Annotated in this window: 20 protein-coding genes; 11 read left to right on the forward strand and 9 right to left on the reverse strand. The window is 48.0% G+C overall.

Annotated features, from left to right (window positions below):
- The first annotated feature begins 14 nt into the window (after positions 1-14).
- The 4 genes from O9X78_RS11065 to O9X78_RS11080 all read left to right on the forward strand — a co-directional run bounded on the left by O9X78_RS11065 (position 15) and on the right by O9X78_RS11080 (position 2,918).
- Positions 15-314 carry an HP0495 family protein gene (locus tag O9X78_RS11065; protein WP_269619744.1) on the forward strand — a complete coding sequence of 100 codons (300 nt, stop codon included), beginning with the start codon at positions 15-17 and terminating at the stop codon, positions 312-314.
- Entirely contained in the window at positions 314-994 is a 681-nt protein-coding gene (gene lipB, locus O9X78_RS11070; protein WP_269619745.1) for a lipoyl(octanoyl) transferase LipB, read from the forward strand. Before O9X78_RS11065 ends, lipB begins: the two co-directional genes overlap by 1 nt.
- Positions 991-2,022 carry a lipoyl synthase gene (gene lipA, locus O9X78_RS11075; RefSeq protein WP_269619746.1) on the forward strand — a complete coding sequence of 344 codons (1,032 nt, stop codon included), beginning with the start codon at positions 991-993 and terminating at the stop codon, positions 2,020-2,022. The genes lipB and lipA overlap by 4 nt, the downstream gene beginning before the upstream one ends.
- A 170-nt stretch (positions 2,023-2,192) precedes the next feature.
- Positions 2,193-2,918, forward strand: coding sequence for an SDR family oxidoreductase (locus O9X78_RS11080; protein ID WP_269619747.1), 726 nt, complete (start codon positions 2,193-2,195; stop codon positions 2,916-2,918).
- Positions 2,919-2,922: 4 nt separating this feature from the next.
- Here the strand turns inward: O9X78_RS11080 and O9X78_RS11085 are convergent, their stop codons facing one another.
- Positions 2,923-3,732, reverse strand: coding sequence for a queuosine precursor transporter (locus O9X78_RS11085; protein WP_269619748.1), 810 nt, complete (start codon positions 3,730-3,732; stop codon positions 2,923-2,925).
- Positions 3,733-3,855: 123 nt separating this feature from the next.
- Positions 3,856-4,695 (reverse strand): carboxylating nicotinate-nucleotide diphosphorylase, encoded by an 840-nt coding sequence (gene nadC / locus O9X78_RS11090; protein WP_269619749.1) that lies wholly within the window; start codon positions 4,693-4,695, stop codon positions 3,856-3,858.
- A 249-nt stretch (positions 4,696-4,944) separates the two neighbouring features.
- Between nadC and O9X78_RS11095 the strand changes: the two genes are divergently transcribed.
- Entirely contained in the window at positions 4,945-7,353 is a 2,409-nt protein-coding gene (locus tag O9X78_RS11095; RefSeq protein ID WP_269619750.1) for a DUF1631 domain-containing protein, read from the forward strand.
- 71 nt (positions 7,354-7,424) lie between these two features.
- Here O9X78_RS11095 and O9X78_RS11100 read toward each other — a convergent pair whose 3' ends face one another.
- The 7 genes from O9X78_RS11100 to O9X78_RS11130 form a co-directional block, all read right to left on the reverse strand.
- The gene (locus tag O9X78_RS11100; RefSeq protein ID WP_269619751.1) at positions 7,425-7,976 is read right to left on the reverse strand and encodes a hypothetical protein; all 552 of its coding nucleotides are present in this window, start codon (positions 7,974-7,976) and stop codon (positions 7,425-7,427) included.
- 13 nt (positions 7,977-7,989) lie between these two features.
- A complete protein-coding gene (locus O9X78_RS11105; RefSeq protein ID WP_269619752.1) occupies positions 7,990-10,212 on the reverse strand; it encodes a xanthine dehydrogenase family protein molybdopterin-binding subunit in 2,223 nt (740 codons plus the stop codon).
- Between the two features lie 11 nt (positions 10,213-10,223).
- A complete protein-coding gene (locus O9X78_RS11110) occupies positions 10,224-10,682 on the reverse strand; it encodes a (2Fe-2S)-binding protein (protein ID WP_269619753.1) in 459 nt (152 codons plus the stop codon).
- 302 nt (positions 10,683-10,984) lie between these two features.
- Complete coding sequence (locus O9X78_RS11115) at positions 10,985-11,974, reverse strand: serine/threonine protein kinase (protein WP_269619754.1); 990 nt, start codon at positions 11,972-11,974, stop codon at positions 10,985-10,987.
- A complete protein-coding gene (modC, locus tag O9X78_RS11120; RefSeq protein ID WP_269619755.1) occupies positions 11,971-13,068 on the reverse strand; it encodes a molybdenum ABC transporter ATP-binding protein in 1,098 nt (365 codons plus the stop codon). The genes O9X78_RS11115 and modC overlap by 4 nt, the downstream gene beginning before the upstream one ends.
- Complete coding sequence (gene modB, locus O9X78_RS11125; protein WP_269619756.1) at positions 13,065-13,766, reverse strand: molybdate ABC transporter permease subunit; 702 nt, start codon at positions 13,764-13,766, stop codon at positions 13,065-13,067. The genes modC and modB overlap by 4 nt, the downstream gene beginning before the upstream one ends.
- Before the next feature lie 85 nt (positions 13,767-13,851).
- Positions 13,852-14,571, reverse strand: coding sequence for a ComF family protein (locus tag O9X78_RS11130; RefSeq protein WP_269619757.1), 720 nt, complete (start codon positions 14,569-14,571; stop codon positions 13,852-13,854).
- An 84-nt stretch (positions 14,572-14,655) separates the two neighbouring features.
- Between O9X78_RS11130 and bioB the strand changes: the two genes are divergently transcribed.
- The 6 genes from bioB to bioD all read left to right on the forward strand — a co-directional run bounded on the left by bioB (position 14,656) and on the right by bioD (position 22,915).
- Positions 14,656-15,714, forward strand: coding sequence for a biotin synthase BioB (gene bioB, locus O9X78_RS11135; protein WP_269619758.1), 1,059 nt, complete (start codon positions 14,656-14,658; stop codon positions 15,712-15,714).
- Between the two features lie 20 nt (positions 15,715-15,734).
- Complete coding sequence (bioF, locus tag O9X78_RS11140) at positions 15,735-16,925, forward strand: 8-amino-7-oxononanoate synthase (protein WP_269619759.1); 1,191 nt, start codon at positions 15,735-15,737, stop codon at positions 16,923-16,925.
- The gene (gene bioC, locus O9X78_RS11145) at positions 16,922-18,502 is read left to right on the forward strand and encodes a malonyl-ACP O-methyltransferase BioC (protein ID WP_269619760.1); all 1,581 of its coding nucleotides are present in this window, start codon (positions 16,922-16,924) and stop codon (positions 18,500-18,502) included. The genes bioF and bioC overlap by 4 nt, the downstream gene beginning before the upstream one ends.
- Before the next feature lie 535 nt (positions 18,503-19,037).
- Positions 19,038-19,949 carry a hypothetical protein gene (locus O9X78_RS11150; RefSeq protein ID WP_269619761.1) on the forward strand — a complete coding sequence of 304 codons (912 nt, stop codon included), beginning with the start codon at positions 19,038-19,040 and terminating at the stop codon, positions 19,947-19,949.
- A gap of 117 nt (positions 19,950-20,066) precedes the next feature.
- A complete protein-coding gene (locus O9X78_RS11155) occupies positions 20,067-22,190 on the forward strand; it encodes a YjbH domain-containing protein (protein ID WP_269619762.1) in 2,124 nt (707 codons plus the stop codon).
- Between the two features lie 35 nt (positions 22,191-22,225).
- The gene (gene bioD, locus O9X78_RS11160) at positions 22,226-22,915 is read left to right on the forward strand and encodes a dethiobiotin synthase (RefSeq protein ID WP_269619763.1); all 690 of its coding nucleotides are present in this window, start codon (positions 22,226-22,228) and stop codon (positions 22,913-22,915) included.
- Positions 22,916-23,105 lie beyond the last annotated feature (190 nt).

A 23,105-nucleotide genomic window follows, 5' to 3' on the forward strand; every position in this document is an offset into this window, starting at 1 on the left:
GCGCGAGTTATCTTATGAATAAATTTACAATGACTGAAACTAGCGATGCTGAAGGTGGCGCGCCAAAGCTTGAGTTTCCGTGTGAGTATCCAATCAAAGTTATTGGCGTGACTGGGCAAAACCTCCGTCACCGGGTTGTTGAAATCATGCGTATTCATGCCGGTGAAATTGATGAACTGCTGATTACTGAGCGTGAAAGCAGCGAAGGCCGATTTTTATCTGTGACCGTAGTTATTACCGCAACAGGTAAGCCGCAGCTAGATACGATATTTGCCGAATTAAAGGCAACGGGCATTGTTAAGATGGTACTTTAATGAGTCGCCCCGATACGCTTTGGCTGCGTAAGCTTGGTCGGCAACCGTATGAGCCAGTATGGCGCGCTATGCAAAGTTATACTGATGTGCGGAATGCTGATAGCGCCGATGAGTTGTGGTTTTTAGAGCACGACGCAGTGTTTACTCAGGGGCAGGCCGGCAAGGCAGAGCATATTCTCATGCCGGGTAGTATTCCGGTTGTGCAGGTCGATCGCGGTGGACAGGTCACCTATCATGGGCCGGGCCAGTTAGTAGGTTACGTCTTGGTCGATTTGCGTCGCTTGGGCGTTGGTATTCGCGAGTTGGTAACGGCGATAGAGAATAGCATCGTCGCGGTGCTGGCAAGGCTGAACATTGACGCACATCCTAGGCCAGATGCTCCCGGCGTGTATGTGGAAAACGGAGCGAAAATTGCGCAACTTGGTTTGCGTGTCCGTCGTGGTAGTACATTCCATGGCCTGAGTTTAAATATCGATATGGATCTCAGTGTTTTTGATCGTATTAATCCCTGCGGCCATAGGGGCTTGGAGGTGACGGATATTCGTCATCAGAATGAGGCGGAGCTGCGGTCTCAAAACGAACTTACAATGATGCTTAGCGAAGAATTAGCGAAGCGATTAGGCTATTCACATTGTCGTGATGTGAGTGAGCACATTTTGCCGGTAACGGGGAATTCATGAAGTCAGAAAATGGTAATACTACGGGTAGCGCTGCAGATAGTTCTGCAAAAGGTGCGGTGGGTGTGATTTCTAAAGCGGCCTCCAAAAAAGTGGTTCAAGGCGAAAAGCTGCGCGGTGCGGAGAAAGTCGCGCGCATACCAATCAAGGTCATTCCTACAGTTGAGTTGCCTGCCAAGCCTGCTTGGATTCGGGTCAAAATGTCTACTGGCCCCGAAGTTAGCCGTATTAAGAGTATATTACGTAAGCATAAATTGGCGTCGGTGTGTGAGGAAGCCGCTTGCCCAAATTTGGGGGAGTGTTTCAGCGGCGGTACCGCGACTTTTATGATTATGGGCGAAATTTGTACGCGTCGTTGCCCGTTTTGCGATGTTGCCCATGGCCGCCCGAATGCGTTGGATGAAAGCGAGCCACGCGAGTTAGCAGAAGCTATCGCGGAAATGAAATTGAAGTATGTTGTGGTGACCTCGGTAGATCGTGACGATCTACGTGATGGTGGTGCGCAACATTTTGCTGATTGCATCAGAGAAACCCGTGCTCGCAGCCCGGAAATTCGTATCGAAGTTTTAGTCCCTGATTTCCGCGGCAGAATGGATATCGCACTGGATATTTTAGAGAAAGAAGCCCCTGACGTGTTTAATCACAATCTTGAGTCGGTGCCGAGCTTATACAAAAAAATTCGTCCGGGTTCTGACTACCAGTGGTCGTTAGATTTACTCAAAAAGTACAAAGAGCGACGTCCAGATGTGTTGACTAAGTCGGGCTTGATGTTAGGTTTGGGTGAAACCGCAGATGAGCTAATTCAGGTGATGAAAGATATGCGGGCCCATGATATCGATATGATTACCATGGGACAGTATTTACAGCCTAGCCGCGATCATTTGGCGGTTGAGCGGTTTGTGACGCCGGAAGAGTTCGATGAGTTTGGACGTATTGCGAAAGAGCTTGGTTTTAAAAGCGTTGCTAGCGGCCCGCTGGTGCGCTCGTCGTACCATGCTGACAAACAAGTGGATTTAAGTTTACTCAAATAAGTACAAAATTATATATTCGCAATAATGATCATGGCGCGTGGCAAGAGCGTTTGCGCGCCAGAAAACTCTCAGAATTAACTATTTCTAAATAATCACATTTTGCGAAAGTAGACTTAGCGATATCTAGTTAGCACTCTATAAGTATTGCCTTTAAGTGAGCGACAGCTTTTATGCCTGAAGAAACTCAAACGCCGCTAATTCTTATTAGTGGTGCGTCGCAGGGTATTGGCGCGGCTATTGCGGAGTGTTTTGCCAACGCAGATTTTCCTGTTCGTTTGGCCCTTATTGCCCGAAATGAGATTGAGCTTGAAAAGGTCAAAGCGCGCTGTGGCGGGGCTACGGATGTGCAAAGCTACGTCGTTGATGTAAGTGATGAACAGCAAGTACAGGACTTTTCAGCGACGCTAGATAGTGAGTTGGGCGATGTCAGTGTGTTGATTAATAATGCCGGTGCCTGGCATGGCGCAGCTATTCAAGACATGTCGGTTGCGGATTTTGATCGCATTATTGCCGTTAACCTGCGGAGCACGTTTTTGCTGAGTCGCATGGTACTGCCGAGTATGTTGCGCCGGCAATTTGGTGATATTTTTAACATGTCATCAACGGCAGGATTTGAAGGGTACGCTGGTGTGTCGGCCTATTGCGCGGCCAAACATGGTGTGAACGGATTTACTAAAGCGCTGAGAGAAGAGGTTCGGGGGAAAGGAATTCGAGTATCCTGTGTGTCTCCCGGCCCGACTTATTCGCCATCGTGGCGGGCAAGCGGCGTTGCTAAAGAACAATTGATGCCTGCGGAAGATGTTGCTAGAGCATTTGTAGATATTTACCGCATGGATCGTAATGTAGTGATAGAAGATATTGTTTTGCGACCACAGTGCGGACATATCACCAGTTAATTTATTAATCGAGCAGGGCGTCGTGTTTCATGGCTGTTGCTGTACTTTCGCCAAGATAGCCTTCAATCAAGTAATGCACCAAATAAATTAGCGGTGTCATCAAAACGGCCATTAAAAATTTGTAGATATAATTTACTACACCAATCGCTAAGACGAGTTGTAAGCTCCAGTCTGCACCGATGTAAAACGCAATAAATAGAACAACAAAGCTATCAATAAATTGGCTAACCAGTGTGGATCCGGTTGCTCTAAGCCATATCATGCGCTCCCCCGTTATTTTTTTTACATGCTGGAAGACGGTGATGTCAATTATCTGGCCAACTAAAAATGCGACTAGCGAGCCGATAATAATCCAAAGACCTTGTCCAAAAACTAATCCAAAGGCCGCGTCATAATTCCCAACTTGGCTACGTAGCAGGGCTTGTTCTTCGAGAGGAAGGTTTGGGTTTATATGCGATTGTGGCCAAAAGTCTGCAGGGGTGAGATGTATGCCCACAAAAACCATCGCGAAGGCGTAGACGATAAGTCCTGCGGTTAGATAGGACAGCAAGCGAACGCCACGCTTTCCATAGTATTCGTTAATTAAGTCGGTTAGCACGAACACAAAGGGCCAAAGTAGGACCCCTGTGGTTAAATTAAACGATAGGCCATCTATACCAAATACACTGAAATTTAGAGGGCTAATGCCTATGCTGTGCTCTAAGGAAAATATCTTGACCCCGATTAATTCCGCGAGCACGGCATTGGCAACAAAGAAACCGCCAAGCAGAATAAAAAGTCGGGTAGCTTTGTTGCTAAGCACGGTTTTCTGCATTGGATTCTCCGGTGATCGCTTATGAAACATGGCCTATTGGCTTCTGTTTCTGCAATTTTTAACGCTTGCGCCGGGTAGTTAAATCGGGCCGGCAGTGATCATTTGGCGTGATATTTACTTTGTTTAGATAAAGCGCATCGATAAATCGATAGCCTGCGCATGTTTAGTGAGTGCGCCAATTGAAATAAAGTCCACACCGGTTTCCGCAATTGCCGCTAAGGTTTGCATGCTTACATTGCCTGAGGCTTCCAGCCGTGCACGGCCTGCGGTAATAGCAACGCCTTTACGCATGTCCTCTAGGGAGAAATTGTCGAGCATAATAATGTCGGCATTGCCGCTTAGCGCGATGTCTAGCTCGGCCAGGTTTTCAACTTCTACTTCAATCGGTTTCAGTGGTGCAATATTGCGTGCCGTTTCAATCGCTGCAGTAATCCCACCGCAGGCGGCGATGTGGTTTTCTTTTATCAGAAAGGCGTCGTACAAACCAATTCTATGATTGTGACAAGCCCCGCAGGTAACCGCGTATTTCTGTGCTGTTCGTAAGCCAGGTATGGTTTTTCGGGTATCTAGTAGTCTTACATTGGTATGAGCAACCAAGTCTGCGTAGTGCTTGCAGATGGTTGCAGTACCGGAAAGCAGTTGTAGAAAGTTTAGCGCAGTGCGCTCTCCGGTGAGAAGTGAGCGGGCTGGGCCACTTAACTCGAATAAGGCGGTATCTGCGGAAACACTATCTCCATCGGCAACATGCCACGTAATTGTGACGGAGTTATCAATTTGTTGAAAAACTTCATTGACCCAGTTCACCCCGCAAATGACGGCTGATTCACGGGTAATGATACGTGCTGTGGCGGTGTGCTCGGGTGGGATAAGTTGCGCTGTAATATCGCCGCTACCAATGTCTTCAGCTAGTGCGAAACGCACGGTTTCCGTGATGTCGCGTTGTAGGGCGTCTGAAAATTGCATCGTGATGTTCCAAGCATTTTAATGATAATAATGAGTGGCAAGTATTCTACCAGTACCGACTGAAATGTGCGCGAATTATGCTTTGTAATAAAGGGGCATAAGTAGTTTTAGCGATGGTTGTATACTTACTATTTAAAGTATAACTATAACTCGCTTGGCCTTAGTACTGAGTTAGGCTAAATTACTCTAGTGTTGCGAACCCGTATGAAGGTTTCATCGCGCTAATGTAGCAATAAATAGTTGGATTATATGACTGATCAGTCTTCAAAGGTGGTGAATTTACATTCGCGGCGCGAGCCGGGACTGTCTTCTGCGCCGCTGCCAGAAGCGCTGGTCGCGATTCGTGACAAGTCACATAGCTTTTTACAGAGCCGTATTGCGGTATTTCTGGATGAAGTTGATGACACTTTATTTGAGTTAGCTGACGAGGCGAGTAACGCCCGTGAACAGCATTTATACTTTGATGCAATGCGGGAGATTAGGGTTAACCGCGAGAATATTGAAAAGTGTTTTTCGGAAACATTTCTCAATGCTTTTGCCGCGCTAGCATCAGGCAGTAAAGCTGGCTCTGCGCTTGAGCGTGGTCAGGCCAAATTGAAGTTGTTGGAATCTGAGGCCCTTGAAGAGCTTGTTGCGCTGGAAGGTATGGCGAATAAAGCAGAGCGGCGTTTTCTGCACGAAGTATGGATTTTATGTACTGCGTGGCAGCAGGTCGTTAGCGGTCCAGTCGTTGCTGCAAAAGAATTACCGATGGGACCGGCTAAAATTGCCGCGGCCATGGGGGTCGCGTGCCAAACCTTAGATATCGATATTAAAGCTAAGTTGGTACTGTTTAAGTTATTTGATAAGAGTGTGATAGCGACGTTTGGTGATTTATACCAAATAGTAGTTCCAGTGCTTGATGCGCAGGGATTGCCATTAGAGCAGCTAGAGAAAAAGTCCGCTAAGAATGCTGATGCTCATAAAGAGAGTGCCTCGGATAAAGACGCAACCTCTCAAGCCTCGCAAAGTCAAAATGCATCGATAGATATTCCCCGAGCCGCTGAGCTAGTTACCCGTTTATTTGATGCTTTAGATAATTTACTAGGTAAAGCTGCAACTAATCAAACTGGCCCAAAAACAGCGATTTCTAAGCCCTCATTTATGGTCGCTTTGCAGGAAATGCAGAACGAGCAGTATGCCCAGTTCAATATAAAAATTCCCGTAGATGGTGGCGTTCAAACTGATTTTACTCTAATGGGACAAAAGTTAGTCGCGCGCTTACAACAAGTGAATTGGGTGTCGAATACGGATATATCGGCGCTGTCTTTTCAGCGTGATCAAGACACCATTAATTTTGTCGGCGCGTTGTTTCAATTTATTCTTGATGGCGATGGTATTGCGGAGTCATTGAAAGGACTGATCGCGCGATTGCAAATACCTGTTTTGAAAATGGCGATGTTAGATAAGGGCTTCTTTAGTCACGACGAGCATCCCGCACGTAAATTACTTAGTGCCTTAGTCAGCGCAGGTATTGGCTGGTCACCGGTGGCGGGACTAGATAAAGATCCCCTTTATAAGAAGACCGAAGAAGTCGTTATGCGGGTTTTACGCGACTTTGGCGTCGATACTCAGGTTTTTGTTGATGCCTACGAAGATTTCTCGGCGTTCAGTGAAAAAGCAAAGCGCCGAGCCGAGTTAGTTGCTCGCCGCACCATTGATGCTGAAGATGGCAAGGCCTCTGCTGAAAATGCACGGATGTATATTGCCGCTATATTAGAAAGTAAATTGGGTGGGGTAGATTGTCCACCTGTTGTCACTAAGATTTTACAGCTGGGTTGGAGTAAGGTTTTATTTTTAAGCTATATACAGCACGGCAAGGACAGCGAACGTTTCAGTGATGATGCGGGTTTGATTGAGCGCTTGTTGTGGAGTGTTTTACCATCTGATGATTCAGGCCATCGCAACGAGCTTATTTCTGCGCTCCCCGTCTTAGTGGAAACACTTCGATTAGGCTTTACGCGTGTTTCCTTAAATACTTTCGAAACCGATCGCTGGTTTGATCAGCTTGAGCGTTTGCATCTTGCTAAATTGAGTCGAAAAGCGACTGTTCAAGCTTCTGCATTGAGCGATGAGACGGATATCGCAAGCGAATCGGGCGAGGGTCTAGGTGTTGATTCTTCTGCCAATGGTAGTGACATTGACCCAGTGATGTTGAAATCTGGGGCTAGTTTAGTGAGCTCTGATGATGCTGAGCTGGCTGGCTTGGATGCTTCATTGGCAGCAAGCTTGGATGATGAGAGAGATAAGACGTTACCGGTGCATTCTATGCCGTTGATGCCGCAGGTGCCTGCCAAAGCTACGGTATCTGAAACCAGCAAGCCTGAGCTGGAGCAACTTGTCAGTCGAATTCAAACCTTGCGAGTGGGGAATTGGGTCGATTTTCGTCAAGATGATGGCCGAATGCTACGCTGCCGTTTAGCAGCAGTGATAAATGGCATTGGCAAATATATTTTTGTCAATCGCTCGGGCATTAAGGTCGCAGAGCTTAATCGTGACGAGCTCGAAGCGGCGCTAATTGAGCAAAAAGTACTGTTGATTGATGATGACCGCATGTTTGATCGTGCTTTAGAGTCGGTGATCAGCAATTTGCGTGATATGAAAGACAAGCCCCTCTAAGTTTCTCCTCTTGTTGTTTTAAACCACACTTGACTTTGTGCCAAATATCCTTTGGTATTTTTATTTGCCCGTTAACAAGGTCCTCCAGCACTCACCCACGCTTGTAAAGCTTTGACAAAATCCGGTTGGCTCAGCGGTGGTGTTGTACGATTGCCGCCGGGAGTCCAGCCCCACAGTACTAATTCGTCCTCGCTCATGTGAAGAAATAAGTCCTGTAAACTGCGATTTCCGTTTTTGCTAGTATCTTTTAACACGAGGCATAGCTCGCGGGCATTTAATCCCTCCCAACCCATACTTAAGGGTGCTAAGCCCCAGTGCGGCGCGCCAGGAACAGCGCCATCGATGACATTTTCATCCTGATGGCAGGCAGAGCATTGCAAGGTTGGTGCACCGTGGTTGTCCGCACCTCTAACAACTAATTGTGCATGGCGACGGCGTTCGTCTCCTTGTCGAGGGAAATCTGTAATAGTGTGGCAGTTCATGCATCTAGGGTGGGTTAATACCTCGTACAGTGGCTGGAACAGTGGTGATTGCGCATGTACATTTTGTGTAGTTAAGCTTGCGGCTCCGATAATAGTGAATGCTAGTACTAGGCGAGCACGGTGTGCAAAATTGAGTTTCATGGTGGCTCCCTAATTATACTATTTTGAAATTGCTGTGGGTGAGCGGCAGCTCGCGAATACGTTCCCCTGTGGCGGCGAAGATTGCGTTAGCGAGTGCGGGTCCCACGCAAGGGACACCGAGTTCACCGACTCCACCTACTGGGTTGCCGCTATCGACAATGATGGTCTCGATAATCGGCGTCTGATACATGCGAAGCACTGGATAATCGTCAAAATTACTTTGCTGTACAACTCCGTCCTCGAGCAGTATCTCGCCGAATAAGATGCTGGATAAGGCAAATATGACAGCCGATTCGACTTGCGCCTTCACTAAATCTGGATTTACCGCAGTACCGCAATCGACGGCGCTGACCACGCGGTGCACGGTTAGCTCTCTTGATGCTGATATCGAGACTTCTACGACCTGAGCTACAAAGCTATTCCAGTGACCCATCACCGAGATGCCTTGGCTTATCCCTGTGCCGCTGAATCCCCAGTTTGCGGCCTCTGCGACTGCGTCAAGAACAGCGAGGTGGCGTGGTTTTTCGGTCAGTAAATCGCGTCTAAAGTTATAGGGGTTTTTGTTAACGCGAAGAGCGAGTTCATCAATAAATGTTTCCTGTGCGAAGACATCAGTGAATTTATTTACTGAACGCATCCACAGTGCCGGCATGGCGAGGTTGACAGTGAGATGTGCGTCCATAAAAACGTTGTCGATTTTGTAGGGCATGCCGGTTTCAAAATCGGTCAGTTCTTTTAGCGGGGGTAAAGTGAAGTCTGCCACGCTGTCTAGGAGATTCTCGGCATAGAGTAAGGCGGTAACATCTTGGGTGACCGAACGATGGGTCCACGCGCTGATATTGTTCGCGCTATCTATGGATGCAGACACCCTGACCGCTGCAGCAGGCCGATAGAATCCGCCCTTCATATCATCTTCTCGAGTCCAGATAACCTTAACCGGTTGCCGTAAGGATTTGGCTACTGCGCATGCATCGCGAACATAGTCCGCTAGGGGATTGCCTCGTCTTCCAAATCCACCGCCCGAGGGCATGACATGGAAGTTTATTTGCCCAGGTGGGAGGCCAAGGATCAGCCCTGCAAAAATTTTATCCAAGCTGGCAGATTGAGTGCCTGTCCATATTTCTGCGCTGCTTCCGTCGTAATCAACCACGACATTCAGCGGTTCCATTGCCGCATGGGCCATAAATGGAAAATAGTAGTCCGCGCTTAAGGTTTGGCTGGCCAATGTTTGAGCCGCCAATACCAGACCGTCATTGCGGATGGGTACGCCGGGTATGTTGAGTCTGAGGTTGTAGGCAGTGCGTTGTGTCGCTGAGTCAGTTCTGCCGGCAAGGAGTTCGTTCCACTGAACGACCAAGGCTTTACGTCCTTGTTCTGCGGCCCAAAAATCATCGGCAACTACGGCCACACCGTTAAGGATAGTATGCACACTGCGCACGCCCGGCACGGCTAATGCGGCGTTGTCATCCACGTTCAGCGCTTGCCCGTTGAACCTGGGTGGACGAGCAATAACAGCGGTGAGCATGTTTGGAATATCGACATCCATTCCGTATTTAAAACTGCCATTTGTCTTTTTTACTGCATCTAAACGTTGTGGCGATGTACCGATAATGCGATAGCTTGCTGGGTCTTTTAATGTTGGGTTGCTCGGTACGTTTTCCAGAGCAGCGGCGCTTGATAGCTCGCCATAGCTGGCGCTGCGTCCGCCGACATCGTCGATAACGTGACTAGCTTCGGTCCTTAGACTAGAGGGACTGACATCCCAGCGTTTTGCAGCAGCGTTAATCAGCATTTGGCGAACCGTCGCACCAACACGGCGTTGGCCTTCAAAGTAGCCGCGAATGGCGGAGCTAGCCACAGTAAACTGAAGTAAGTTTTGGAAGTAGGGGTTGTTGAATTTGATGGCAACTGGCGATAGCTCTGAAGTTACCTTACTCCAGTCTGCGTCTAATTCTTCGGCGACAATCATAGGGATTGCCGTTAGCGCACCCTGGCCAATTTCTGCCGCGCCTACCAAAATAGTAATTTGATTATCTGTGCTGATACGCATAAATTCGCCCACTTGAATCACGTCAGCTGGCGTTGATGGTGTGCCAGCATTGTCGTCGGGCGAGTTGTTTGCGCCGCTGTTCCCAGATGAACTGGAACCGCCACCACAGGCGACCAGAAGGCCGCCGCCCGCCAAGACACTAACGCGAATAAAGTGGCGACGAGATAAAGTACTTAAGTCAGTCATTACGGCAACCTCTATAGCTGTTCAGTGGCGATTTTATGGATGGCCTTGCGTATACGAGGATAGGTGCCGCAACGACAAATATTGCCTGACATTGCTTTGTCTATGTCTTGGTCGGTGGGTGAGGGATTGTCAATTAAGAGTGCGGTGGCAGCCATAATTTGCCCTGATTGGCAGTAGCCGCACTGAGGAACATTGAGTTCCTGCCATGCTTGCTGGACAAGATTGCCGATGTGCTCATTGCTGATATCTTCGATGGTGCGAATATCTTTGTCGCCAACTGCTTTGATTGGCATTACGCATGAGCGCGTTGGTTGACCGTCAACGTATACCGTGCACGAGCCACATAGTGCTTGGCCGCAGCCAAACTTGGTGCCGGTCAGCTTTAGGTTTTCTCTGAGGACCCATAATAGGGGCTTGTCTTCTACAGCGTCGACAGTGCGTGCAACACCGTTCACTCGGATGTTAAACATGTAGGCTCCTGCACTCTTAAGCGAGCGTTTTATTTTTTGATTTGCTAAACATCAATCGTGTCTAACAGCCAAGCATAGCCGAAAGATTTGTTTAATTTGGGTGGTGAAAAATACGTCGGTGCGAGTTTGCCTCGCGCAATTATTTATTGGTCTTATAACGACGATCAGAAAATAACTAATCGCTGGCTATTTCTACGGTTTTTAAATCATATCAGATGTGATACGTGTAAACACTGGGGGTGGATCACCGTTTTTAAATTTACATAAATAATGTTTTGGGGTAGCGCGGTGGCGCGCGAATGCTAGTAAGGCATTCGCAAAGGAGCTTCTTGCATAAGTGAGAGCTGCTCCCGCAATTGCAGTATGTGCTCACCCCAATAACGTTCGGTATTAAACCAGGGGAAGGCCTTAGGGAACGCTGGATCCTGCCAGCGTCGCGCTAGCCATGCTGCATGGTGCATTATTCGTAAACTGCGGAGTGCCTCGATGAGGCCCAATTCACTGGGCGAAAAGTCGTAAAACTCTTGGTATCCTTCTACTAGCTCCATGATGGCGCGCTGTTGAGTATCTTGCTCGCCAGACAGAAACATCCATAAATCTTGAATGGCGGGTGCCATGCGGCTGTCGTCAAAATCTACCAGCCACGTTTCGTCATTACGTGACAATATGTTGCCTACGTGGCCGTCGCCGTGGGTGCGAATGTACTTCGGCGCCACCAGCGTGAAACGTTTCCTAACAAGTTGCAGCAGATCTTCACTGGTGGTCTCGTAGGACTCTTGTAGATTGTTAGGAATTACGTTGATGAGTATGTCGTGGCGACTGCTATCGCCGAAACTAGCAACGTCTAGTTTTGGGCGGAATTGATACTCCATGCTTGCGCCGACTAAATGTAGGCGGCCAAAAAGACGGCCAAGTTGGAATAGGTTGTCCATGTCATCTAAGGCTGGCGCGTGTCCGCCTCGGCGGGGGTAGATGGCAAATCGATAACCCTCAAAATGGAAAAGGCTGTCGTCGGCCTTATTTCTCCATGGTGGAATGACGGGAATGTCAGTGTCGGCTAATTGCTGAGTGAATTGGTGTTCTTCAAGTATTTGCTCGTCACTCCAACGTTCGGGACGGTAAAACTTCACGACCACGGGTTCTTTATCTTCGAGTCCAAATTGGTAAACGCGGTTTTCATAACTGTTTAATGCGAATACTCTGAGGTCGCTTGTATAGCCAAGACTTTCTACCGCGTCGATAACGCGATCAGGGTTGAGATTGGCAAAATCTACTTGTTCGGTTGTACTCATGATGCATTCCCGTATTCATTAATTAAGGCGACGGTTTTAATTTGCGCAAAGACACTCTGGCCTTCTTGCAGTTGCAGGCGGTCGCAGGATTTACGGGTAATACGCGCCAGTAAATAGTGTTCGTTCAGTCGTAAGCGAACGGTGAGTTGGGTGTTTAACGATGATGCGGATTGTTGCTCGATTGTATCTATCTCACAGGGAAGTATGTTCAAAATGCTGCTGTGTAGTGGCGGATCTAGGCTAATACTGACATCGCGGGCAGCGACAAACAGGCGCACTGTTTGGCCTCTCTGGGCAGATATTTTATTGATGCTGAGCCGGTGATCGGTATCGATCGACAGGGTGCTGAGCTGATAGTCAGGGTCATGCTCGCGCAATATTGCATTGATCACCGCACCGGCGCCCTGTTGATGGCTGAGCGGGAGGTCGAGACGTGTACTTAGCGTGATGAGGTCTCCTTCAGCCACTAGCTGGCCTTGGTCTAGCAAAACAACGTGATCGGCAAGTCGGCTAATTTCATGAAAGCTGTGGCTGACATACAAAACTGGGATGGCTAAATGGTTAGGCAAGTTTTGCAACACGGCTATCATTTCCTCGCGCGCGCTGTCGTGCAAACCGGTCAGCGGTTCATCCATTAATAGTAACTGCGGGTGACGAAGCAGGGCGCGGGCAATGGCAACTCGTTTACGCTCGCCTCCAGAAAGCTTGTTTACTGACCGTTTTAGCAATGTTGTGATGTTTAGCCAGGTGCAGACTTCGTCGACGGATGGCCCGGTAGTGTTGAATTGACGTTTGCTCGCGTAATTCAGGTTCCCTGCAACGGTAAGATGGGGAAATAAATTGGCTTCTTGAAAGACGAGACCAATTCCGCGCTCTTCTGTTCTTACAAAGCGTCGTTCGGTCTGCCAATCTTGTCCGGTAAATTGCACCATCCCTTTTGGCGCTGTATCTAGGCCAGCTATACAGCGAAGTAAACTGGTTTTTCCACTGCCGCTAGGGCCGCAGATAGCGGTAATGCCAGCAGATGGGAGAGCGGCATCAACATCTAAACTGAAGTCACCCCGTTTTAAATGGAGGGAGAGAAGCAGGCTCATTTTGTGGCCCCATTGCTCTTCAAGGATGGTGTAATGCCACGATATCCGTTCACTAAATACACAAGGCTCAGCACGACTAAAGAAAAAGTGATTAGTCCACCAGCCAACCAGTGAGCCGTCTCGTATTGCAGAGACTCGACGCGTTCATACAGTGCAATTGAGAGCACTTGCGTGCGGCCTGGTATATTGCCGCCAATCATTAATACCACGCCAAACTCACCTACAGTGTGGGCAAATCCCAGCGTGCTAGCCACTAAGAAATTATTTCTACAAAGGGGTAGCACAAGGCTAAAAAAACGATCGATTGGGCCGGCGCCCAGGCTGGCAGCGGTGTCGAGCAAGGGGCTGTGTAGTTGCTGAAAGCCATTTTGCAACGGCTGGACAACAAAGGGCAGCGAATACAATACAGATGCAATGACTAGTGCGCTGAAGCTAAAAGCGAGTGTGCCACCGGTTAGCCATTGCCAAAATTGGGCGACAGCTGAATCTGGCGCAAAGGCGATGAGTAAATAAAAGCCGAGAACGGTCGGTGGTAGCACCAGTGGTAAGGCGATTATCGCTTCTAAAATGGGTTTGATTCGAATGTGTGTCTTGGCTAGCCACCACGCTAGCGGCGTACCAATTGCTAAAAGAATAACAGTGGTTAACGTCGCAAGTTTAATTGTTAGGCCAATAGCCAGCCAGTCATTATGGCTCACGTGAATGCTCGTAGATTGCAGTGTGGAGAGAATCGGCCTTGCATCGAGATGTCCCCCCTACGTGGTGTTGTCTGCGGATTCAAATTTATGGCGTGCGAGCAAGGCACCAAATGTCGATACGTGCTGCGCCATTGCGGGCCAGTATAGCGGCCATAGTGTTGGCTGTCGCGGTCGTCGTAACGACATCATCTACGATCACTAGGTGCTTGCCTTTAATATCAACGTCTGCCAAAAACCTAAATGCACGCTGCAAATTCTTGCGGCGTGCCGCTGCACTTAAGCCCTGTTGTGAGTGGGTGGCGCGGGGGTGGCTGATTGCGTGTAGGACGTTAATGTCTAGTGCTTTTCCTAAATCGTTGGCGAGTACAAGTGATTGGTTGAATCCGCGAAATAGGCGGCGTCGCCAGTGGATTGGAACGGGTATAAGTGCATCGGGTTTTGTGCCGAGTTGAGCTTGGCATCGTTGTAACCACAGTTCTGCGAGTACCGAGCCATGGTGCATTTTCCTTTGGTGTTTAAAACCGGTAATGAGTCTATCAACTGGAAAATCGTAGCGAAGTGCGGTGATGCAGGAGTGAAACGCCGGTGGTTTACGAAGGCACTTGCCGCATTGGGCGTGCTGATGATTATCGGGTAAGGGGAGCGCGCAGCGTATACAGCAGTTTCCGAGCCACGGCAGGCTCTTTTCGCAGCTAAGACAAAGGTCTAGCTCACGCATGCTGGGGCTTTGGCACAAAATGCAGCGACCGGGAATAAGAGCAAAAGTGAGTTTTTGGACGTAGCTCTTTCTAAATCTGTTAACCATAAGCATCCTTGCAGGTTGACAGCTTGCTATAAGCCTTTATCATTGGCGTATTGAAATAACCCCATTATTACCGTGGACTTTATCATGACAAGCGCTTCTTTAACGACAATTCGTACCGACTGGACCAGTGAAGAGGTTCAGGCATTATTTGCCCAACCCTTTAATGATTTGTTGTTTCAAGCGCAAACCGTGCACCGCGCAAATTTTGATCCCAACACAGTCCAAGTTAGTACCTTATTGTCAATTAAGACTGGAGCCTGCCCAGAGGATTGCAAATATTGCCCCCAGAGTAATCGTTACGATACGGGGCTGGAAAAAGAAAAATTAATGGAAGTGGAGAAGGTGTTGGCTGAGGCTCGCGCTGCTAAAGCGTCTGGCACAACGCGTTTTTGTATGGGCGCTGCATGGCGTTCGCCGAAAAAGAAAGATATGCCCTACGTGACCGCGATGGTGAAAGGCGTAAAAGAATTAGGCCTTGAAACCTGCATGACTCTGGGTATGTTAACCGGCGAACAGGCCGCTGAGCTTGCCGATGCGGGGCTGGATTATTACAACCACAATTTAGATACCTCACCCGAGTTTTACGGTGACATTATTACCACGCGTACCTATCAAGATCGACTGGGAACATTGGCGAATGTTCGCGACGCCGGTATTAAAGTCTGCAGCGGTGGTATTGTGGGCATGGGCGAGTCAATTAAAGACCGCGCTGGTTTGCTGTTGCAGTTAGCTAATTTGCCAGTACAACCTGAGAGTGTGCCCATTAATATGCTGGTGAAAGTTGAAGGCACGCCAATGGCCGATGTCGCAGACTTAGATCATTTTGATTTTATCCGCACCATTGCGGTTGCGCGGATTATGATGCCCCAGTCGCACGTGCGGTTATCTGCTGGCCGTGAATCTATGAATGAAGAAATGCATGCTCTCGCTTATTTTGCAGGCGCGAATTCGATCTTCTATGGTGAAAAACTACTCACAACTCCAAATCCCAGGGCCAATAAAGATATGGAGCTGTTTAGTCGCTTAGGAATTAAGCCGGAAGAGCGTCATGTCGATCATGATGACGAAGCTCAAAGTGAGGCGTTGTTAGGTGCTGTTGAGCAGGCTCAGAATGATCGCTACTTTTACGACGCCACGGCCTAATATTCGGCAGTAAACTAATCATGATAAATGATGTTCTGCAGCGTCGGCTGGCGGAGCGCCATGAACAATCCCGCTATCGACGTCGGCGAGTATTGGCGTCGGCGCAGGGCCCGAGGGTGGTTGTTGATGGGCGTGAATTATTACTGTTTTGCAGCAACGATTATCTCGGATTGGCGAATCATCCGCAGCTTATTAACGCGATGCAAAATGCTGCTCAGGAATTCGGTGTTGGGGGTGGTGCCTCGCATTTGGTCTGCGGACATTCCTTGGTGCATCATCGATTAGAAGAGCGGCTTGCTGAGGTAACGGGTAGAGATCGCGCTTTATTGTTCTCGACTGGTTATATGGCGAACCTAGGCACTGTCACCGCATTGATTGGTAAGGGCGACCACATATTAGAAGATCGCTTAAATCACGCATCTCTGCTCGATGCAGGTCTCTTGAGTGGGGCTAAATTTCAGCGCTTTCATCATAACGATATGGCCGACCTCGAACGTCGTTTGCAATCGCTACCTATTGAAGGGAAGCGTTTAATTGTAGTCGACGCGGTTTTTAGTATGGATGGTGATATTGCTTCTTTGGGGGAGCTGTCGGCTTTAGCGACAAAATACAATGCAACGCTTATGGCCGATGACGCACATGGTTTTGGTGTTCTCGGGGCCACTGGTGGGGGTTGTGGTGAGTTGTTCGGTTTGGGGCAGGAGCAGTTGCCTATTTTAATGGGAACCCTTGGCAAGGGTATTGGTAGTTTCGGGGCATTTGTAGCTGGCAGTGATACCTTAATTGAGAGTCTTATCCAATTTGCGCGGCCCTATATTTATACCACCGCAATGCCGCCAGCGGTGGCCGCAGCGACGCTGGCGAGCCTCGATTTACTCACTACAGAGTCTTGGCGCCGCGATCATTTGCGGGATTTGATTGCACAGTTTCGTTTGGGGGCAGCGCAATTAAACTTGCCGCTAATGATCTCAAATACTGCTATTCAACCTTTACTCGTCGGTGATGAATCACTTGCCATGATGATTAGTGAAAGTTTAGAGGCAGAAGGTGTGCTGGTATCTGCAATTCGCCCGCCTACGGTCGCGGTCGGACAATCTCGTCTTCGCATCACCCTAAGCGCAGCTCATTCGTATCAAGATATTGACGCCTTACTGGGTGCGTTGTCTCGCGTTGTTCCTGCTGAGCTGCGCTCTGCTTCGCAGGCATTATGACAGCTATTTTTCGCGAGTATTTAGCGGCCTACCGAGGTGATGCTACTGAGTTGGTATTACTTCACGGCTGGGCTAGCGACTCTGAAATTTGGCGAAGTGTTATTCCTGCCTTGCGTAAACATTTTCATATTACCTTAATTGATCTGCCAGGCTTTGGCCGTAGCGCAGGGTGTCCTAGTGACACTAGTGCAGAGGAAATCATTGAACAACTATTAACCATGTTGCCAGCGTCCGCTATATATTGCGGCTGGTCTTTGGGAGGTATGTTTGCCACTGCTATTGCCGCGAATCATCCTGAGCGGGTTGTCGGTTTGATTACTGTGGCGACCAATGCGGTATTTGTGGCAGATGAAAAATGGCTTTCCGCGATGCCTCAGCATGACTTCTCGGCATTTCAGGCCTCCATCGAAAAAAATGCGACAAAAGGTTTGCGCCGCTTTAATTTGCTACAGTTGCACGGTGATAAGCGCGCAGATAATGTGCAGGCAGTGTTGAGCAATCGAAATGTTTCAACAAGGTCATGTGATTTGCTTCAAGGTTTGGCGTGGTTAGTTGGTATTGATAACCGAGATGCTTTGCACGCAATTGTCTGTCCAGTTTTGCATGTTCTAGGCGCTGAGGATGTCATTACGCCAAGCGGCGTCGCTGAGCAGCTGAATTCAGCTTATCCCAATCATGAGTGCGCAATTTTCTCTGGCTGCGGCCATATACCGTTTTTGTCATCGCCGAGTGAGTTTATTTCAACCGTCGTAAATTTTGCGACGTCGCGGTGTTTAATCAAAGAAACACAGTCTTATTTGCTGGATAAAGGGAATATTGGCCGCTCATTTAGTCGAGCCGCAGCTAGTTATAATGAGGCTGCAGTGGTGCAGCGTCGAATAGCTGATCGTCTAATAACGTTGTTGCCTTCGTCTTCAAGCGCGCCATTGATGGATTTGGGGTGTGGTACTGGATACAGTCTGGGCGCACTGCGGCAATATCTGGGTGATGGCGAGATAATTGCTGCGGATATTGCACCAGGGATGTTGTCGTATGCCAAAAATCATTATGTGGATGTAGCATGTTCATGGCTATGTGGTGATGCTGAAGATTTGCCGCTAGCAGATAATAGCGTTGGGCAAATTTTTTCCAGTTTGGCGCTGCAGTGGTGCGAGAATTTACCCGCACCGTATGCTGAAATTGAGCGGGTACTAAAACCTGGCGGAATCGCTGTTTTAGCAACATTGGGTCCAGGCACTTTATTTGAGCTTCGCGAAGCATGGCGGAAGGTAGACGGCTACTCACATGTGAACAAATTTCCAGCGAGAGAAGAAGTGCGGTCTGCTATTCAATATGCTGGTCTCCATATTGACGAATGGCAGGAAGATACAGAGTTGATGGAGTATGAGCGTTTGTCGGATCTAACCCGTGAGCTGAAAAGCATCGGTGCTCATAATGTAAACAGTGGCAGACCCAGCGGTTTAACTGGCCGCAAACGAATTCAATCTTTAACAATAGAGTATGAGCATTTTAGGACGCATAACGGTTTGTTGCCTGCGAGTTATCAGGTCTGGTATCTGAGGTGTCGAAAGGCTTGAGCAATATTGCTCCATTTTTAGAATCATAAGGGTGCAATAGCATTATTTTGGTGCGAAAATATGATCTTCGTAGTATGGTGTGGGGCAATTTTATTCCTGTAGTCGGCCGCTTTTGTCGAGAAATAAGATGCAGCAGTTGTTGTCTTGGCTATTGGCGTGAATTTTGCTTATTTGCGCTTAATTGCGAAGTTTAATTTAAATGCCATCAAACACATGTATTGTTGGCCAAAATCTGTCAGTAAGTGTTAGACGATAACCGATTTCGTTCGTTCTGCGTAAGGTGGCGGGGCATTTAGTAAAAGGAAAACCTTGAAACTAGTGCCTTCGCTGGTTAATGTGCTCGCATTACTTAATTTGTGTGGTAGTACCGTTCAATGTGGTTGTCAATGGTGCACGCTGATGACAAAATATTTTGCGGTATAGAGATTGAATGTTTGGGAGGAGTCTTTTAGGCTTGTTCCACAAAAGGGGTGGGCAGCATTTTTGCTGTCAAAGCTGGCAATAATCTGTCTTAGAAATGGAAATGGAGTTTAATATGAAAATGTTTAATAGTATGCGGCTTAGGTTGCTTGCGGCAGGGATATTGTCAGCAAGTTTATTGGTTGGTTGTGGCAGCGATAGCTCGCCAAATGCGAACACGCCTACAGTGACAAATGGCAGTCTTACAGCTGCTTTGGGTGCGTTGTCGGGCGCGACCTGTGTTGTAAGAAACGCTGCGGCAACAGCTCTCACTACAGTGACAACAAGCGCAGATGGTACCATCGCACTTGATTTAGAAACTACAGATGGAGATTTCCCGCTGATTGTGTCTTGTACTGGCGGTAGTTATTTCGATGAAGCAAATCCAGACGCAGCAGCGTTTACGCCAAACACGGCAACGATAAAATCTATCGTTCCTAATTTGGCGACGCTTACTTCAGTCGGTAATAATTTAGCTGTTACAACTTTAACTGACTTGGCGGTTGAGCTTTATAATAGCCTTCCTGCTGGTAACAAGACTGTAGAGACTGCTCTCGCATCTTTAAATGAGATTGTGAGAGTTCTTGCTCCTGCTTTAGGTGCAAATGGTGGTGGTGTTAATATTCTTGCAGCGCCAACTCCAGTATCTTCAGGTACGTCTGTTGTGCCTAACTCTCCTGCTGGTCTGTATGCCTCATACTTGGCAGGTTTGGCTCAGATTGCGAAGGATAAGGGTGTTTCTCCTGGTACGCTTGGCGCTCAGCTAGCTGCTAGTGTTGCGGCGGGTACAGCTATTGATCCAGTAGTTGTTAATAATTTGGTTGCTAAAACAACTACATTTGCGACAGCTAAAAATCCTGCGTTAGGCACGACCGCTGGTACAGGTACAACTGGCGCAGGTGGTGCTGCAGTTAAGCCTACTCCTACTACAGGTACTGGCGCGACTGGTGGTACCGGTGGTACTGGTGCTGGCGGAACTGGTGGTTAATATTCGCTAGTTCAGTAAATTTAAAAGGGCGGCTAAGCAGTCGCCCTTTTTTTTATCCGTATATAATGCATTTACGAATTTAATTCTTATAGCCTGCAAAATTAAAAGAGGTGTTCATTGAAAAGGGATATTTTAGCTTCGTTCTTGTTGCTTGCATTGCCAGTCTCGGCGCTGGCTCAGGGAAATATGAACATGCAGGGTATGAGTGGCTTACTTAATGTCCCCGACGCCTCTGTTTTGGAATACGGTACTGCGTTAGTCGCATGGGATAATCAAATCGATGGGCGTTTTTCGCGGAATCGTAAATTAAATGACCAAGGTAACGACATCAATCTTGGCGCAGGTATTTTTCCGCATATTGAAATTGTAGGGAGAAATGTGACCGGCAGAACCACCACCAGTGGTTCTGATTTGTCATTTGATGTTAAGGTACAGTTACCTTGGGAGCTGCTGCACGGTGTGTCATTCGCCTTAGGCGAGCAGGATTTCGGTGGTTCAGTTAATGAATACGATACTAAATATGCGGTAACAACCTGGCAATATGGCAAGTTTCGTTCTACTTTAGGTTACGGACAATACGATGGTCGTGCTGGGCAAACTTTACGTTTAGATGGAGTTTTTGGCGGTGTTGAATATGCTGCTACGGATTGGTTGAGTGTGTTGTTTGAAGATGATGGGCATTCACAAAACACTGGTGTGCGATTGTCTACTCCTGATTACTTATTGCCCGAGGGCTGGAAGGCGTCGATGCTTTGGATGCTGTCTGGCGAAGAAGGCGTGGACGGTCGAAATGATTGGTATGGTTTTAATGTAAAGATACCGCTTGGGCAAAAATACGAGAGAGCTTTACCGTCTCAACGGGCGCGTATTGCGGTTGCGCCGAGACATGTTGAGATTCTAGAAGAGCAATATGGTTTAGATCCTGAGCTTGAAAAGAACCCTTTGCTATATCCGCCAAATTCTAATATCCAAGATCCAAATATCCGCGCTCGTATTGAGAACGAGGCTCAACTGAAGCGTGAGTTTAACGCGTCTAATTTGGAAAAAGTTCGCGTTCAGCGCTATGGGCGTGAGTGGATTATCGCCTTTGAAAATTTAAGTTATAACAACAACGTTATTGATGGCTTGGCTGTGGCGATTGGTGTTGCAGCGTCAATTTTGCCCGAGGGTGATCGCTTCTATTTACAGCTTGAAAAGTACGGTATTCCCGTTTTTGGTCTCGGTGGTGAAGTGGGTGCTTGGGATGCGTTCATGAATGGCCGTGGTGGCTTGCCAGAGTCGGTGATGATTGCAGCTCCCACAAATAAATTGCGTCGTCGCAGTGGCGACGGTGGATTTGTTAAATCAACGTTCAATGATGTTAAGGATTACCTCGCGTTTCGCCCAACGGTAATGATCAAGCCAATCCTTTCGTCGACTTTGGGTACAGAGTTTGGTGTATTTGATTATTCGTTAGCTGCAAGAGCCGATGTTGTTGTTCCTTTGTGGCAAGGTGCGGCGTTTAATATCTCAAAGGACTGGTCTGTTCAAGAAACCGATGATTTCACAAAAGATGGAATATTCGGCGGTGTATTTCGAGGGCAGAGAATCCCTGATGGTGTCAAAGATCGCGTTATAAGCCAAACAGTTCGTTTGGGACGTGGTTTTACAACGATGCTTTCCTATGGTCGATTTTTTAATGTCAATGACGGCGTGTCGCTCGAAAGTCGCTGGGAGCCGGGTGATGGTAGGAACCGTTTCCGTGTGATTTTGACGGATTTTGAAGATAAATATGATCCGCGTATTACTCGCAATGCGCGCTTGGCATCATGGCGTTATTTTTTCCAAAGTACGAATAGTGAGGTCAATATCACTGCGGGTGAATTTTATAGCGAAGATTCCGGCTATAAAATTGATTTTACCCAGCACATCGGTGATACACGCTTACACCTGATCTATAAAAAGTCAGAGGGCAATAACTTCGCTGGTATTGGTTTCACAATACCGTTAACACCGCGCAAGGATGTCGGTCGGTTTGCCGGGGTGCAGTTAACGGGTACGCCAAGCTGGCGCTACGATATTAATACAATTCTGGGTGAGCAGGGCAACCGTTTGGTGTTTGGTCCCAATGTTATTCCAACGGAGTTCTTCAATTTACGTAATGGTTACTTCAATGGTGACCGCTTAAGTCCAGCTTATATTCGCGCAAACCAAGAGCGTTTGCGTGAAGCATGGCAGACTTTCGGCGTGGCAGAGAAATAATAGTAATCGTGGTCTGATGATGGTTGATACGTCTTATGCCAAGTAGTCGGCATTTCTTTATTGCAGGCACCGACACGGATGTTGGTAAGACCTTGGTTGCCTGCGGTTTGCTTAGGGCTGCTGCGGCAAAGGGTTTACGTACGCTTGCGATAAAGCCAGTCGCCGCAGGTTCTGAGCAGACGGTTGATGGCTTGCGAAACCAAGATGCCGTTATGTTGATGGCGGCGATGACCGAGGTATTGCCTTACCAGCAGGTGAACCCGGTATTGTTGGAACCGCCGATAGCGCCGCACATTGCTGCGGAACAGGCGAGTAGGAGGATATCCGTCTCGCAGCTTACCGGCGTCTGCCGCGGAGTGATGCTAAAACCTGCCGATTTTATTCTCATAGAAGGAGCGGGAGGTTGGCGAGTTCCACTAAATCGCCAAGAGTTTCTGTCGGGTTTGGCGGTTGAGCTACAGGCGCCTGTTATTCTTGTTGTAGGTATGAAGCTCGGCTGTATTAATCATGCATTGCTTACTGCAGAGGCTATTCGAGCTGATGGCCTGCGTATCGCTGGCTGGGTGGCTAACCGAATTGACCCAGAAATGTTATGTTTTGAAGAAAATCTGTCCTCATTAAAAGCCCTGCTAGACGTCCCATGCGTTGGCATCATTCCCTATTTGGGCTTTGCTGATCGCGACGGTTCTGACGTTGCACGTTTTTTAAATGTCTCAATTCTGTGATCCGCGTCGTAGTTCCTCACTATTTTTGTAATTAGCATTAACTTTAGTGTTATAACTATTTAGCTAAGTTGCTGGTTTTTCCACGTATTGACTAGGCGATACCTCGTTCTATGGGTGCCTTCCATGTGGTGTGGCTTCACAAAAAGGATTTGCGAGGCCTGTTTGGTCGCAAAAAGATCTATTGATGCGC

It is taken from the genome of Zhongshania aquatica, assembly GCF_027257955.1.
In the GTDB taxonomy this organism is placed as follows: Bacteria; Pseudomonadota; Gammaproteobacteria; order Pseudomonadales; family Spongiibacteraceae; genus Spongiibacter; species Spongiibacter aquatica.